This window comes from Anaerotignum faecicola, assembly GCF_003865035.1.
GTDB classification, from domain to species: domain Bacteria; phylum Bacillota; class Clostridia; order Lachnospirales; family Anaerotignaceae; genus Anaerotignum_A; species Anaerotignum_A faecicola.
Genome location: NZ_BHVZ01000014.1, coordinates 375,938 through 389,844 on the forward strand (window position 1 = coordinate 375,938; position 13,907 = coordinate 389,844).

Here is a 13,907-nt window from a genome sequence, read left to right on the forward strand (position 1 = left end):
ACGGTAATAGATTTGTGACAAGGCATTTGCACGGAAAAGATTGGGGGCATGGAAAAATGAAAGCAATTCTGGCGATTCTGACAGTTCTGGGGATAGACCTTTCCTCGAAGGAGTGGGCAGAGAAAAACCTGCCGCTCAATAAAAAACGGGAAATTGTCAAAGATCACCTCTATTTCTGGCACATAAAGAACAGAGGCATAGCATATAATAGATTCAGCGGAAGAAGAAAGGGAATCCTTCTTGCCACGGGCGTGCTGCTTGCCTTTTACGGCGGTCTGCTGGTGCGGATTTTACGCGGCAAAGGGGAAAGACGGCTTGCCCTTCCGCTTGCCCTGACTCTGGGCGGCGGTGCGGCAAATTTCTGGGAGCGGCTCAGAAAAGGGCGCGTGACGGATTTTCTATTCATCCCCGTGAAGGGGAAAAATGCCCCGATTTTCAACATTGCGGATGTTTCGATTGTCGTTGGTGCGCTCTGGATGACAGTGATTCCGTTTCTCAAAAATAAGAAAAAATGATTTTACTGTTGCCTAACATGGGCGATTGTAGTATAATCAGTACAGAAATCCTGAAATGCACGACAACTTGCTATATTTGAACCTACATTACTGACTCGGGATTCCTATAAACAGCGGATATGTCAGGCCCCAAGATAATTCCCTTTGGGCGGGGGAAGGCAGATTCCGAGGTTGCGGAAACCCACCTGGCTTAGGCTAGGTGTCAAGGGGCAAGACCGGCATTTCGGGGTTATTTTTTTACGTTAAAATAGAAATAGAGTATCAGCAGAGAACTGAACCGCCGGAAGGCGGTTCTTTTTTTGCTACAGATGTATATACTTGTACCGATAAGGAGTTGGTACAATGAAAAAATACATATTATTGGGCGGTCTGCTGCTGCTTTCCCTTTCTGCATGCGGTACGGAGCGACCGGCAGAGCGCGCAAAGGTGGGGCAGATTGGTGCAGAGAGCTCCGTCAGTCGGGAAATGGCGGCGAAAACGATTGCCTTAGCGTTTTATACGAATCAGGAATTGGATGAAATGGAAACGAAGCTGAATTTTTCTGACCTTTCAGTGGAGGACTGGGCATATCCTTATATTCAAGGCTGTGTGGAGCAGGGCTTTTTCGCAGGCAGTGAGGAAGGAACCTTTCGTCCGCAGGCGGATTTGACGCTTTGGGAGGCACAGGCATTGATGGACAGGCTTGCGCCCGATTACAACAGCCGCATTGTGCTGACGGCGGAGAATAAAAACATGGCGGTTTCCTATGAGCTTTGGGTGCAGCTTTTGGAAACGGCGCTTAAGGCAAGGCGCGGAGAGGACAGCCTTTATTCCTATGGGATTCAAACGGAAAATGCGGTGGTTCTGGATGCGGATGGGCTTTGCGATATGGGCAGATTTACTGCGGCAGGCATAGATTTAACGCCCTATGCCGCAAGCCGCATTACCTTTCTGGAAAAGGATGGGGAAATCCTTGCGCTGCTGACGGTAGAAGCCGCTTCGCCTGTGGTGAAAAATATCTATTGCAGGCAGGAAAAAGGTGCGCTTTTTCTGGAAACGGGGGAGGGTGCGGCGATGCTTGCCTATGGAAAGGCACTTGATGAGGGAATTTATGATGTAAAACTGGAAAACGGTAAGGTCGCAGAGGTGACGGCAGCGGAATCTGTCGGAGGCTGCACCGTGAAGCGCGTGGACGGAGAAACGCTGTATCTGGCGGAGCGGGGCGAGCTGCCTTGGGCGGAAGCGGCAAGGGTTTATGATGCGGCAGGAGAAGAAATCGCAAAGGCGGATTTTACTGATTTGATTTGCGGCACGGATTGCGGCGAATTTTTTGAAAAGGACGGGGAAATCTGTGCGGCGGTGATTCGTACTCCTGCGGTTCTGGAGCGGATGCGTGTCCTTCTGAAGGGGGCGGAGCAGAAAACCGTAACCCTTTCCGCGGAGAATGGCTTTACGCTTTCCAATGGAACAAATGAGAAGCATTTTTTACCCGAAGGAAAGGCGGTTCTGACAGCCGATTTGCCTTGGTTTTCGCATGGCATTGTGACGGCAACGGCAGAAACACCGATTCGTGTGGCATTTGCAGACGGAACAGCGTATCAATATGAAGGCACGATTGAATTGGAACGGCGCGGCGCAGATAGCCTTGCTGTTATCAATGAACTGTCCTTGGAACGGTATCTGCTCGGCGTTGTGCCGCATGAAATGCCGACCTCCTTCGGACAGACGGCGTTGGAGGCGCAGGCAATTACGGCACGCAGCTATGCCTATAATCAGTTTTATGCGAATACCTATTGTGCGTATGGCGCGCATGTGACCGATACCACCGCCAGTCAGGTGTATCTGGGCTATGCTGAAAATGAAACGGCGGCACAGGCAGTGAAAGCGACCGAGGGGATGTGCGCCGTAACGAAAACAGGTGCGGTGGCGCAGACCTATTTTTATTCCACCTCCTGTGGCTTCGGGGCAGGCAGTCAGGAGGTCTGGTCGAAGGACGGCAGCTTTTCCGGTAGGGAAAAATCCTATTTGCAGGCGCAGACCTACGGGGATTTTGCGCCGCCGCAGACAGAGGAGGAATGGCTTGCCTTCTGGCAGGATTGGAAGAAACAGGGGTACGATATGAATTCACCGTGGTATCGCTGGAAGGTGTATTTCAGTTGTGGACAGCTGACAGAAATTTTGCAGAAAACTCTGGCGGAAAGCGCGAATTGCAGGATAGAAGGGAATCAAAATGATTTGGGCAGGCTGACAGGCATTGCGGTGACACGCAGAGGACAGGGTGGACTCGCAATGGAATTGCAGCTGACCTTTGAAAAGGGGATGGCAACGGTGAAAACGGAAAATGCTATCCGTAAGGTGCTTTCGCCAACAAAAAGAACCCTTGGTGAGCCGATTTATCTGCAACGGAAGGGCGCAGAAGCCATGACGGGAAATGCTATGCTGCCAAGCGGATTTTTCGCAGTGAAGGAAATGAAAAATGCGGAAGGAAAGCTGACGGGCGTGGCACTTTACGGCGGCGGAAACGGGCATGGCGTTGGACTGAGCCAGTATGGCGCGAAATATCTTGCGGAGCAGGGGAAAACGGCGGCGGAAATTATCGCATGCTATTTTCCGGGGACGAAGGTGGAAAAGGTGTTATAAAGAGAGTGGGACTCGACTTTCTCTCTGAAAAAATCCGTAGTGGACTGAAAACAGTCCCTTTTCTGAAGAAGAAATGTGCTATCATAGGGCAGATGGCGGAAAGGAAGTGTTTTTATGGCTATGGATGAAATGAAAAGGCAGTTATTTGAACAGGAAAGATGGATTTACCGCTTGTCTGCCCTGAGCGGTCTGGTTTATATGCTAAGCAATTCTTTGCAGGCAGTTGAAATGGACGGAAAGGATGATTATATCAATGCTGTCGGGTATATAAGCAGTTCCTTGTCAGAAACAGAATTGGCTCTGCAACAGCTATCCGAGGAAATGTTCACATCTTTCAGAGGTTGGAAAGCACAGACGTATGCGCTTTTGCAGGAATATCCTGTGTAAAAGAAAAAAGTCCCATAAGGGACTTTTTTGTTGCAAGGAAAGTATATTGTCGAAAAAAGGAATCCATGCTATGATGGATACATGGAAACCGTGACAGGTTTGGCTGACCTCCGATTTTAACTAAGGATTGGAGGTGGTGCTATGAATACTTATGAAGTGTGGATGACCGTACTTACATTTGGCTTATTTTTGATAGCACTCCTCTCTTATATAGACAAGAGAAAATAAAAAGGCTACCTGTCATAGAACTTTGGACGGTTTAGACAGGTAGTCTTACCCCTGAGGTTGACCACAACGTGGCGGTTTCCTACTTAGTTTTATTATATCATAATATTTAGAATTGTAAAGCATGCACAGCGTTTGTGTGTGCTTTTTTTATCGCTTTTATCGCAGAGAAACGTAGGTTTTAATGACCTCAACGATTTTATCCAGATCCATTCTGGAGGTGTTGAGGATAAGGTCATAATTTTCTGCCTTTCCCCATTTGCCGCCTGTGAAGTAGTTGTAATAATTCGCACGGCGCTTATCGGTCTTAATCACCATGGATTCTGCGCCCTGAGGGTCGTGGTGATAGGTATGGATGGCACGCTCCACGCGGTCGGGCAAATCCGCCTGCAGGAAAATATTGATGCAGTTGGGGTTTTCGGACAGCACATAGTTTGCGGAACGACCAACAATCACGCAGGGGCCCTCCTCTGCCACCTCTTTGATGACCTGAGACTGCACCAGAAAGATTTTTTCATTCAGCGGCAGACCAACAGAATCAATGCTGGGGGTCAGAGAGGTCAGAGAGAAAAACAGATTGCCGACAGAGGTTTTTTCTGCATCCTTGAAGCATTCCACGGAAAGTCCGGTTTTTTCCGCTGCCATGGTAATCAGTTCGTTATCATAAAAGGGAATCCCAAGGGCTTCCGCCAGTTTTTTGCCGATAATGCGACCTCCGCTGCCATATTGGCGGCTGATGGTGATGATTTTATTCTGGTTCATGGTAACAACTCCTTATCGTTCAGAAATGCAATTTCTGTAAAATTTATTTTTCATATTTTTTCATTATACCGCTTTTCCCAAAAAGTGACAAGCGGAGATTTTTTCGGTGAAAAAACAGCTTTTTCCGCTTGGAAACTTTACTTTTTCAAGAAAAGTGTTTATGATATTAAGGATGGACTACTATGACAGTAGAAAACAGAAATAGATAAAAGAGTAAGGAGATAGTGACATGGGTGAAGCTTTAACAGGTTTAAAAAGAAGCTGCATGTGCTGCGATGTAAACGAAAGCATGATTGGGCAGGAAGTGACGGTAATGGGCTGGGTACAGCGTCGCCGCGACCTGGGTCAGCTGATTTTCATTGCATTAAGAGACAAAACGGGTCTGGTGCAGATTGCAATCGATGGCAACACAGCAGAAAAGGATTTGTTCGCAAAGGCGGAAACGGTTCGCAGTGAATATGTACTGGCAGTGAAGGGTCTGGTTGCCGCAAGAGAAGATGGCAACATCAACCCCAACATGAAAACAGGGAAAATCGAGATTATCGCCAAGGAGCTGCGTATCCTTTCCGAATCCGAAACAACCCCCTTCCAGATTGAGGACAACATCACCGTAAAGGATGATTTGCGTCTGAAATATCGTTATCTGGATCTGAGAAGACCTTCTCAGCTGAAAAATCTGGTGCTGCGTCATAAGGTTGTACAGGTGATGAGAAACTTCCTGGATAAAGAGGGCTTTCTGGAGATTGAAACTCCTGTTCTGGGCAAATCCACACCCGAAGGCGCAAGAGACTATCTCGTACCTTCCCGCGTACACCCCGGCAATTTCTATGGTCTGCCTCAGTCCCCACAGCTGTATAAGCAGCTTCTGATGGTTTCCGGTATGGACAGATATTATCAGGTTGCGAAATGCTTCCGTGACGAGGATCTGCGTGCGGACAGACAGCCCGAATTCACACAGGTGGACATGGAGCTGTCCTTCGTGGAAATCGAAGATATCATGGATATCAACGAAAGAATGATGCAGAAGGTATTCAAGGATTTGATGAATGTAGATATCAAGCTGCCCCTGCCCAGAATGACCTATGCAGAGGCAATGGAGCGCTTTGGTTCCGATAAGCCCGATGTACGCTTCGGCATGGAGCTGAAAAATATTTCCGATGTTGTGGCAGGTACCGATTTTGTGGTATTCAAATCTGCTTTGGAAAACGGCGGCAGCGTGCGTGCCATCAATGCGAAGGGCTGTGGTTCCTTCCCCAGAAAGAAAATCGACTCTCTGGTTGAGTTTGTAAAAACATATAAGGCAAAGGGTCTGGCTTGGATTGTGGTAAACGCAGACGGCACAATCAAATCCCAGATTGCAAAATTCTTCACACCCGAAAAAATGCAGGAAATCGTAGATGCGATGGATGGGCAGCCCGGTGACCTGATTCTGATTTGTGCGGATAAGGATAAGGTCGTATTCGACTCCCTTGGCGCACTGCGTGTAGAGTTGAGCAAAATGCTGGAGCTGACAAAGCCCGATGATTTCGCATTCCTGTGGATTACAGAATTCCCTATGCTGGAATGGGATGAAGAGGAAAACAGATATGTAGCGGTGCATCATCCGTTTACTGCACCCATGGATGAGGACTTGGATCTGATTGACACCAATCCCGGCGCTGTGCGTGCAAAGGCATACGACATCGTTCTGAACGGCTATGAGCTGGGTGGCGGCTCCATCAGAATCCACCGCAGAGATATCCAGAAGAAGATGTTCGAGCTGCTTGGCTTCAGCGACGAGGATGCGCAGGAACGCTTCGGTTTCCTTTTGGATGCCTTCAAATACGGCGTACCCCCTCATGGCGGCTTGGCGTTCGGTCTGGACAGAATCATCATGCTGATGAGCAATGCACCCAGTATTCGTGACGTGATTGCCTTCCCTAAGGTAAAGGACGCATCCTGCCCGATGACAGATGCACCCGGCGTGGTAGACGAAAAACAGCTGGACGAGCTGGGCATTGCAATCAAGGAAACGGAAGAAGCAACAGAGGAATAAAAACCGTGAAAAGGGTGGAAAAATTTCTGCCCTTTTCTTTTTTACACGAAAAGACAAAACTTCCTCTTGACTTTTTCGCAAAAATGTAAGAAAATAGCTATGTTATACATCTGTCGGTGCGTGGCCCAGCTTGGTAGGGCGCAGCGTTCGGGTCGCTGAGGTCGTGGGTTCAAATCCCGTCGCACCGATAGGAGACTGCTTTGTTGGAATAAAATTTCAATGAAGCAGTCTTTTTAATTTTCTCTTAAATCAGTTGTTTCCGACAGGCAATTCGATTATAATGTAACGATGGAATAAAGCGTACAAACAGGAAAGGAGTTTCTGATAAAATGGTAATAGAAATTTTAAAGGCCATATTCTTTGGCATTGTGGAGGGTATTACGGAATGGCTGCCCATTTCCTCTACGGGACACATGATTCTGTTGAATGAATTTGTGAAGCTGCAGGTTTCGGATGAATTTTATAAGCTGTTTGAGGTTGTCATTCAGCTTGGCGCAATTCTGGCGGTTATCCTGCTGTTCTTCCATAAGCTGAATCCCTTCTCGCCAAGCAAGAGCGCGCCGCAGAAGCGGAATACCTGGCGGCTGTGGTTCAAGGTGGTGCTTGCGGTGATTCCTTCCGCGGTGATCGGGCTGCCGTTGGATGACTGGATGGATGCACATTTTTACAATTATGTTGTGGTTGCCATCACTTTGATTGTTTACGGGATTGCGTTTTTGTTCGTGGAGCGAGAAAACAGCCACCGCAGAGCCTATGCAAATTCGGTGTATGATATTGATTTGAAAACTGCCATGCTCATCGGCTGCTTCCAGTGCCTGAGCCTGATTCCCGGCACCTCCCGTTCCGGCTCAACCATTCTGGGTGCAATCATCCTTGGCGTAGGCAGAGCGGCAGGGGCAGAGTTCTCCTTCTTCCTTGCCATCCCCACGATGCTTGGCGCAAGCGTACTGAAGCTTGTGAAATTCCTGCTTTCCGGCGTTTCCGCAACAGGCGCGGAGTGGGCGATTCTGGCGGTCGGCTGCGTGGTTTCCTTCGTGGTCAGCCTGCTTGTCATCAAGGGGCTGATGGAATATGTACGCAAGCACAGCTTTGCGGTATTCGGCGTGTACCGCATCATTCTGGGGGTACTGGTTCTGGGATATTTTGCCTTCCAAACCCTGCACGCATAAAAATTACATAAGGGAAAATAAAAAACGGAGCCGATTTTTTCGACTCCGTTCATTTTTTTATTCTGCTTCAATCTGTTCAAAGATTTCTTGTGCAGGCTTCTGATACCAGCCTGTCTTATCCTCGCTGACAAGTCCTGCGGTCTGGGAATTATAATACATTTCGCATGCCTCAAGGTCATTCATTTTGTGCTTTTTCTGCAGCAGTGCAACCACCTCTGCGCCGACAGCGGCACGGTTTTCGTGATGGGTATATTCCTTCTCCTGCTCTCCGGCATCGCTTTCCAGATAGGTCAGCCCGTCAATCATGCCGACAAAGAAATCAATATCCATTTCGGGGAAGGTTTTGTGGCTGTCCAGAATCAGGTCAATGAAGCCGGACTGCTGAAAGGAAATAAATACCTTATTACTGGGGATATTTTTCAGATCACTGTAATATTCTACGCAGGAAACAACTAAAGTACGCTGGTCCATTTTTCTCTCTCCTTTTTACTCATAAAAAATTTACTAAGCTTTATGATACCGCATTTTCACATAATTTTCAACCATTCCCCGCAGGAAAACTTGACATTCTCCGATTTTCCAGTATGCTAAAGGAAGCAAGATAAAATTGGAAGGAAGTGCTTATTTTGGTAGCAGTAAAAATAGATGAAACCTTAAAGGAACGCTGCCCCGATGCTGCTTTGGGGCTTTTGCAGGCAAAGGTTGCGGTTGCGCCCGATCCGGAAGAATTTCTGGCACTGCTGAATGGGAAAATTGCGGAGCTTTCCGAGGTAGAGCTTTCACAGGCAAATAAGAGAGATAAAATTCAGACAACCAGAAAGGCGTATAAGGCATTGGGGAAGGAGCCCAACCGCTATCGTTCCTCCGCAGAGGCAATGTGCAGAAGAATTGCAAAGGAACGAGGGCTGTATTACATCAATAACGTGGTGGATATCAATAATTATCTTTCCATCAAATCGGGGTATTCCATGGGGACGTATGACCTTGCGAAAACAAAGGGCGACATCCGCTGGATGCGTGCGCCCGAAGGCACGGCATACCGCGGCATCGGCAAGGATGTGCTGAATATTGAATTTTTGCCGGTTTTATTTGACGAGGAAGGACCCTTCGGCAATCCCACCAGTGATAATGACAGAACCATGATTACGGATGCAACAGAGGATTTGCTTCTGGTATATTATGCCTTTGATGGGGCAGAGGATTTGCCTGCGCTTCTCTCCGAAGCAAAGGACTTACTGGAAAAATATGCAGGGGGCAGAGAATTTGAGACGGAAATCTTGATTTGAAAAATCCGAATATAATAAGGAAGGTGATCGGATGAAAACCTTTGAAAGCTTATATCGGGACTATTACCAGAAGGTATATGCGTTTCTCAACCGCATGTGTGCCGATGGAGATTTAGCGGAGGATTTGACGCAGGAAACCTTTTTGCAGGCATATAAATCACTCTATAAATTTCGGGGAGAGTGTGAGGTTTTTACCTGGCTTGCGGCAATTGGCAAGCATACCTATTTCAAATATCTGAAAAAGAAGCGGCTGCATCTGGATGCGGCGAATTTGGATTTGGTGGCGCAGAACTATCTGAAGGGGGATGTCAGCCCGGAGGAGCATGTCAGCCAGAAGGATATTGAAAAAGCGGTGCGCAAGGTGGTTGAGGATATCCCGAAGAAATACCGCGATGTGGTGGTTCTGCGTGTTTATGCGGAGCTGCCGTTTTCGCAGGTTGCACAGATACTCAGGATTAGCGAAAATTCTGCAAAGGTGATTTATTTCAGAGCGAAGAAAATGCTGATGGAGGTGTTGAAGGATGAATTGGAAATGTGAACTGGTGATGGATCTGGCACCTCTGTATTATGATGGGGTTGCAAGCAGGGTCAGCAAAAGGCTGGTGAAAAAGCATCTGCGTGAGTGCCCGCAGTGCCGCACCTATTATAAAAAATATCACCCCGTAGACAAAGTTCCCACAGAAGTTCCGAATTGGGATGTGGAGGAAAATTATGCCATGCTGGCAAGAAAAGTCCGCAAAAGACGGCTTGTGCTTTGGGGCGGCTTCCTTTCCTATCTGAGCACGACAATTGTTGCACTGGTGTTTTGGTATGCAAGGGAACAAAAAAAGATGAAAAAAATTTAAGACAGAAAATGCCGAAAATCCGAGGGTTTTCGTCGGCTCTCTTTTTTGCACAAAAAATTTTTGCGAAATTTGTGTAACTTTTTCCGTAATTTAGGGTACTAAGTTAAAGTAACGAAAAAATGGAACGGATTTCGGTAAATGAAATAGTTTCTCATATTCCCTGAGAAAGGGGAGAAGGAGTGGAAAAATGAGCTTTCGTGTGTTAGGGACGGGCATGTATGTCCCACCCAGGGTTGTTACGAATGATGACCTGTCACAGTTTTTAGAGACCAATGACGAATGGATTACCCAGAGGGTCGGCGTAAAGGAACGCCATATCAGCACAAATGAAACGGCGGCGGATATGGGTGCCAAGGCTGCAAGGGCTGCTTTGGAAAACAGTGGCGTAGCGGCGGAGGAAATCGACCTGATTTTGGCGGCAAGCGTCAGCGGGGAGAGCATTTCCCCTTCTGTTTCCTGCATGATTCAGAATCTGCTGGGGCTTTCCTGCATGACCATGGATATCAATGCGGCATGCTCTGCGTTTGATTTTCTTCTGGAAACGGCGGCAGGGTTCTTTGCCAGAGGCAAGGTGAAGAAGGTGCTCGTTATCGGGGCAGAACGTCTGAGCCGCCTGCTGGACTGGAATGACAGAGGCACCGCGGTTATCTTCGGTGACGGCGCAGGTGCGGTGGTTCTGGAAGCAGGTGAAAATTATCTGGATGCTGTTTTTGATGTAAAGGGCGGCGATGATGTCATTGATATTCCACAGCCTGTAGGGATGTCTCCCTTCTATGAAAGAGGGCAGGAAAAGAAGCCTTATATTCACATGGCAGGGCAAGAAACCTTTAAATTTGCGGTAACCGCCATTTGCAGAGACTGCAAGGAAATTCTGGAGCGCAATGGGCTGACCTTTGATGATATCGCGTATATTGTGCCGCATCAGGCAAATCAGCGCATCATTGATTTCGCAAGCACAAAGCTGAAGGTGCCCAAGGAAAAATTTTATTTAAATATTCATAAATACGGCAATACTTCTTCCGCCAGCATTCCCATTGCCTTGGACGAACTGAACCGGGCAGGGAAGCTGCATAGAGGAGATTTATTATTACTGCCTGCCTTTGGCGGCGGTCTGGCAAGCGCCTGTTGTTTAGTAAGATGGTAAAAAAGAAAAGAAAACAAGAAAAAAGGTAAAAGAAAAGGAGAAAAAATTATGGTATTCGAAAAAATCGCAGCAATGTTGGCAGAAAAACTGGAATGTGACGCAGCAGAAATCAAGATGGACACAGAATTCGGCACACTGGGCATCGACTCTCTGGACGTTATGGAGCTTCTGATGAATCTGGAAGAAGAGCTGGGCACAGAAATTGAAATGGGCGAAAACAAAGTAAACACTGTTGGCGATCTGGTTAAGCTGATCGAAGAAAAACAGGCGTAAGAAAAAAACAAAGGAAAAGGAGGACGACGATATGATCGTTTCACCGATTTGTGAGATGCTGGGCATCAAATATCCTATTTTTCAGGGCGGTATGGCATGGATTGCTGACGGCAAGCTGGCGGCAGCGGTTTCCAATGGCGGCGGCCTTGGGATTATCTCTGCAATGAACGCAGGCGGCGATTATCTGAGAGAACAGATTCGCATTGCAAGAAGCCTGACAGATAAACCCTTCGGCGTGAATATCATGCTGATGAGTCCCCATGTGCAGGAAGTGGCAAAAATCGTTGCGGAGGAAAAGGTGGCGGTAGTCACCACAGGTGCAGGCATTCCCAATCAATATGTTCCCATGTGGAAGGAAGCAGGCATCAAGGTGATTCCTGTAGCGGCTTCTGTCGCAGCGGCAAAGATGATGGCGAGAGCAGGTGCAGATGCTGTCATTGCCGAAGGTGGCGAATCCGGCGGTCATATCGGCGAGCTTTCCACCATGCCCTTGGTTCCCCAGGTGGCAGATGCGGTGGATATCCCTGTACTGGCGGCAGGCGGCATCGGCGACGGCAGAGGGATGGCAGCGGCATTTATGCTGGGCGCAGTTGGCGTGCAGATGGGCACTCGTTTCCTGCTTGCAGAGGAATGTGGTGTGCATCAGAATTATAAGGATATGGTGAAAAAGGCAACGGATGTTTCCACAACAGCGACAGGCAGACGCTTCGGCGGCAGCACCTGCCGTGTGATGAAAAACCAGTTTGCCCGTCATTTTCTGCAGGTGGAATATGCCCCCGAAACAACCGCCGAAATGGTAGATAAGCTGGGCGTTGGCGCACTGCGCAAGGCAGCAGTGGAGGGCGATACCAAGGAAGGCTGCTTTATGGCAGGGCAGATTGCCGGCATGGTGAAAAAGGAACAGCCTGCGGCAGAAATCGTGCAGGAAATTGCAGCAGAAGCAGAGGCGTTACTGAAAGGAGCGGCAAAATGGGTAAAATAGCATTTGTTTTTTCCGGTCAGGGCGCACAGAAGGCAGGCATGGGCAAAAGCTTTTATGATAACAACGAAACCGTAAAGGATTTGTTCGACAGAGCAGAAACCCTCAGAAGCGGTACACTGGCGCAGTGCTTTTCCGGCACGGCGGAGGAGCTGAAGGAAACGCAGAATACACAGCCCTGTCTGTATCTGACAGATCTTGCGGCGGCGATTGCGCTTTCCGAAGCAGGTATCCCTGTGGATGGCGTGGCAGGCTTTTCTCTGGGGGAACTGCCTGCATTGGCGTTTGCCGGTGCGTATAGCCATCTGGATGGCTTCCGTCTGGCTTGCATCCGCGGCAGAGCTATGGCAAAGGCGGCGGCAGAGCATCCTGCGTCCATGCTTGCGGTCATGAAGCTGGACAATGCAAAAATCGAGGAAATCTGCAAGCAGTTCAAGCAGGTGTATCCCGTAAACTATAATGCGCCCGGTCAGCTTGTTGTGGCAGGGGCGATTGAGGAAATGGATGCCTTCAAGCAGGCGGTGCGTGAAGCAGGCGGCAGAGGTCTGCCCGTAGCAGTCGGCGGTGGGTTCCATTCTCCCTTCATGGATGGAGCAAGCAGGGAATTTTCCGAGGATGCAAGAGAATTTGAGCTGAGAAAGCCCGCGCTGACCGTTTATTCCAACTTTACCACAGAGCCCTATACGGAAAACGTACTGGAATTGATGGAAAATCAGATTAACCACAGTCTGCGTTGGCAGGAAAGCATGGAACGCATGGCGGCAGATGGCTTCGATACCTTCATTGAGGTAGGCATCGGCGATACGCTGAAAAAGCTTATCAAGCGCATCCTGCCCGAAGCAAGGGTATACAGCGTTTCCGATATGGAGGAAATCGAAAAGGTGAAGGAGGAAATGGGATGCTGAAAGGAAAAACAGCAGTCGTAACCGGCGGCTCCAGAGGGATTGGTAAGGCAATTTGCCTGAAATTTGCAGAAAATGGTGCAGATATTGCGTTTTTATATGCGGGCAATACCGTGAAGGCGGAGGAAACCGTAAAGGAATTGGAAGGACTGGGCGTAAAGGCAAAGGCATATCAGTGCAACGTTGCGGATGCAGATGCCGTTGCGGCAGTTGTAAAGGAAATCGTGAAGGATTTCGGCGGCATTCAGATTCTGGTGAATAACGCAGGCATTACGAAGGATAAGCTGGTGCCCATGATGAAGGCGGCAGATTTTGACGCAGTCATTGATACAAACCTCAAGGGCGCATTTTATATGACAAAAGGGGTATATCCTCTTTTCCTGAAGCAGAAGGGCGGCAAGATTATCAATATCAGCTCCGTTTCCGGTCTGACAGGCAACCCCGGGCAGGCAAATTATTCCGCATCCAAGGCAGGGGTAATCGGGCTGACAAAATCCGTTGCAAAGGAACTGGCTTCCAGAGGGGTATGCTGCAATGCAATCGCTCCCGGCTTTATCGCAACGGAAATGACACAGGCATTGGAAAACGATACATTGAAGGATGCCATCCCCATGAAGCGCTTCGGCGAAGCGGAGGAAGTGGCGAAGCTGGCATTGTTCTTAGCGTCGGAACATTCTGATTACATTACAGGCGAGGTCATCCGTATTGATGGCGGTCTGGCATGCTGAATCGGCGCGAAGGAACCGAAAAAGCAGTCGGATTTCGC

Annotated in this window: 16 protein-coding genes, 1 tRNA gene and 1 other RNA gene; 16 read left to right on the top strand and 2 right to left on the bottom strand. The window is 48.5% G+C overall.

What is annotated here, in order from left to right; all coding sequences use genetic code 11:
• Positions 1–56 precede the first annotated feature (56 nt).
• The 5 genes from EJE48_RS11800 (at position 57) to EJE48_RS13010 (ending at position 3,749) form a co-directional block, all read left to right on the top strand.
• A complete protein-coding gene (locus EJE48_RS11800; RefSeq protein WP_118582218.1) occupies positions 57–515 on the top strand; it encodes a signal peptidase II in 459 nt (152 codons plus the stop codon).
• 44 nt (positions 516–559) lie between these two features.
• Positions 560–749, top strand: a non-coding RNA gene (gene ssrS, locus EJE48_RS11805) — 6S RNA.
• A 108-nt stretch (positions 750–857) separates the two neighbouring features.
• Complete coding sequence (locus tag EJE48_RS11810) at positions 858–3,134, top strand: SpoIID/LytB domain-containing protein (protein ID WP_118582215.1); 2,277 nt, start codon at positions 858–860, stop codon at positions 3,132–3,134.
• A 114-nt stretch (positions 3,135–3,248) separates the two neighbouring features.
• Positions 3,249–3,521: a hypothetical protein gene (locus EJE48_RS11815; RefSeq protein ID WP_016407443.1), complete on the top strand. Its 273-nt coding sequence runs from the start codon at positions 3,249–3,251 to the stop codon at positions 3,519–3,521.
• Positions 3,522–3,662: 141 nt separating this feature from the next.
• Positions 3,663–3,749, top strand: coding sequence for a putative holin-like toxin (locus tag EJE48_RS13010; RefSeq protein ID WP_408608201.1), 87 nt, complete (start codon positions 3,663–3,665; stop codon positions 3,747–3,749).
• Between the two features lie 156 nt (positions 3,750–3,905).
• Here EJE48_RS13010 and EJE48_RS11820 read toward each other — a convergent pair whose 3' ends face one another.
• Positions 3,906–4,508, bottom strand: coding sequence for a cytidylate kinase-like family protein (locus EJE48_RS11820; RefSeq protein ID WP_118582210.1), 603 nt, complete (start codon positions 4,506–4,508; stop codon positions 3,906–3,908).
• Positions 4,509–4,737: 229 nt separating this feature from the next.
• On the opposite strand from EJE48_RS11820, the gene aspS reads away from it, so the two are divergent.
• The 3 genes from aspS to EJE48_RS11835 all read left to right on the top strand — a co-directional run bounded on the left by aspS (position 4,738) and on the right by EJE48_RS11835 (position 7,712).
• Positions 4,738–6,543, top strand: a complete 1,806-nt coding sequence (aspS, locus tag EJE48_RS11825) for an aspartate--tRNA ligase (protein ID WP_118582207.1) — start codon at positions 4,738–4,740, stop codon at positions 6,541–6,543.
• Between the two features lie 114 nt (positions 6,544–6,657).
• Positions 6,658–6,731, top strand: a tRNA-Pro gene (locus tag EJE48_RS11830).
• 141 nt (positions 6,732–6,872) lie between these two features.
• Positions 6,873–7,712, top strand: coding sequence for an undecaprenyl-diphosphate phosphatase (locus EJE48_RS11835; protein ID WP_118582204.1), 840 nt, complete (start codon positions 6,873–6,875; stop codon positions 7,710–7,712).
• A gap of 57 nt (positions 7,713–7,769) precedes the next feature.
• Here EJE48_RS11835 and EJE48_RS11840 read toward each other — a convergent pair whose 3' ends face one another.
• Positions 7,770–8,183, bottom strand: a complete 414-nt coding sequence (locus tag EJE48_RS11840) for a hypothetical protein (protein WP_016407439.1) — start codon at positions 8,181–8,183, stop codon at positions 7,770–7,772.
• 155 nt (positions 8,184–8,338) lie between these two features.
• Between EJE48_RS11840 and EJE48_RS11845 the strand changes: the two genes are divergently transcribed.
• From EJE48_RS11845 to fabG, 8 genes are all read left to right on the top strand, one after another.
• Positions 8,339–8,998, top strand: coding sequence for a B3/B4 domain-containing protein (locus EJE48_RS11845; RefSeq protein WP_160117377.1), 660 nt, complete (start codon positions 8,339–8,341; stop codon positions 8,996–8,998).
• A 31-nt stretch (positions 8,999–9,029) separates the two neighbouring features.
• Positions 9,030–9,536, top strand: coding sequence for an RNA polymerase sigma factor (locus EJE48_RS11850; RefSeq protein WP_016407437.1), 507 nt, complete (start codon positions 9,030–9,032; stop codon positions 9,534–9,536).
• Entirely contained in the window at positions 9,520–9,843 is a 324-nt protein-coding gene (locus EJE48_RS11855) for a zf-HC2 domain-containing protein (protein WP_016407436.1), read from the top strand. Before EJE48_RS11850 ends, EJE48_RS11855 begins: the two co-directional genes overlap by 17 nt.
• A gap of 187 nt (positions 9,844–10,030) precedes the next feature.
• Positions 10,031–10,987, top strand: coding sequence for a beta-ketoacyl-ACP synthase III (locus EJE48_RS11860; RefSeq protein ID WP_118582198.1), 957 nt, complete (start codon positions 10,031–10,033; stop codon positions 10,985–10,987).
• A 48-nt stretch (positions 10,988–11,035) separates the two neighbouring features.
• Positions 11,036–11,260: an acyl carrier protein gene (locus tag EJE48_RS11865; RefSeq protein ID WP_118582195.1), complete on the top strand. Its 225-nt coding sequence runs from the start codon at positions 11,036–11,038 to the stop codon at positions 11,258–11,260.
• A 34-nt stretch (positions 11,261–11,294) separates the two neighbouring features.
• Positions 11,295–12,242, top strand: coding sequence for a nitronate monooxygenase (locus tag EJE48_RS11870; RefSeq protein ID WP_334100145.1), 948 nt, complete (start codon positions 11,295–11,297; stop codon positions 12,240–12,242).
• Positions 12,230–13,144 carry an ACP S-malonyltransferase gene (locus EJE48_RS11875; RefSeq protein ID WP_118582192.1) on the top strand — a complete coding sequence of 305 codons (915 nt, stop codon included), beginning with the start codon at positions 12,230–12,232 and terminating at the stop codon, positions 13,142–13,144. The genes EJE48_RS11870 and EJE48_RS11875 overlap by 13 nt, the downstream gene beginning before the upstream one ends.
• The gene (gene fabG, locus EJE48_RS11880; RefSeq protein ID WP_118582189.1) at positions 13,138–13,869 is read left to right on the top strand and encodes a 3-oxoacyl-[acyl-carrier-protein] reductase; all 732 of its coding nucleotides are present in this window, start codon (positions 13,138–13,140) and stop codon (positions 13,867–13,869) included. The genes EJE48_RS11875 and fabG overlap by 7 nt, the downstream gene beginning before the upstream one ends.
• Positions 13,870–13,907 lie beyond the last annotated feature (38 nt).

Bases quoted from the DNA above. Each gene is read 5' to 3' on its own strand.
- EJE48_RS11800 (WP_118582218.1), top strand. From the start codon at position 57: ATGAAAGCAATTCTGGCGATTCTGACAGTTCTGGGGATAGACCTTTCC.
- EJE48_RS11810 (WP_118582215.1), top strand. From the start codon at position 858: ATGAAAAAATACATATTATTGGGCGGTCTGCTGCTGCTTTCCCTTTCT.
- EJE48_RS11815 (WP_016407443.1), top strand. From the start codon at position 3,249: ATGGCTATGGATGAAATGAAAAGGCAGTTATTTGAACAGGAAAGATGG.
- EJE48_RS13010 (WP_408608201.1), top strand. From the start codon at position 3,663: ATGAATACTTATGAAGTGTGGATGACCGTACTTACATTTGGCTTATTT.
- EJE48_RS11820 (WP_118582210.1), bottom strand. From the start codon at position 4,508: ATGAACCAGAATAAAATCATCACCATCAGCCGCCAATATGGCAGCGGA.
- aspS (WP_118582207.1), top strand. From the start codon at position 4,738: ATGGGTGAAGCTTTAACAGGTTTAAAAAGAAGCTGCATGTGCTGCGAT.
- EJE48_RS11835 (WP_118582204.1), top strand. From the start codon at position 6,873: ATGGTAATAGAAATTTTAAAGGCCATATTCTTTGGCATTGTGGAGGGT.
- EJE48_RS11840 (WP_016407439.1), bottom strand. From the start codon at position 8,183: ATGGACCAGCGTACTTTAGTTGTTTCCTGCGTAGAATATTACAGTGAT.
- EJE48_RS11850 (WP_016407437.1), top strand. From the start codon at position 9,030: ATGAAAACCTTTGAAAGCTTATATCGGGACTATTACCAGAAGGTATAT.
- EJE48_RS11855 (WP_016407436.1), top strand. From the start codon at position 9,520: ATGAATTGGAAATGTGAACTGGTGATGGATCTGGCACCTCTGTATTAT.
- EJE48_RS11860 (WP_118582198.1), top strand. From the start codon at position 10,031: ATGAGCTTTCGTGTGTTAGGGACGGGCATGTATGTCCCACCCAGGGTT.
- EJE48_RS11865 (WP_118582195.1), top strand. From the start codon at position 11,036: ATGGTATTCGAAAAAATCGCAGCAATGTTGGCAGAAAAACTGGAATGT.
- EJE48_RS11875 (WP_118582192.1), top strand. From the start codon at position 12,230: ATGGGTAAAATAGCATTTGTTTTTTCCGGTCAGGGCGCACAGAAGGCA.
- fabG (WP_118582189.1), top strand. From the start codon at position 13,138: ATGCTGAAAGGAAAAACAGCAGTCGTAACCGGCGGCTCCAGAGGGATT.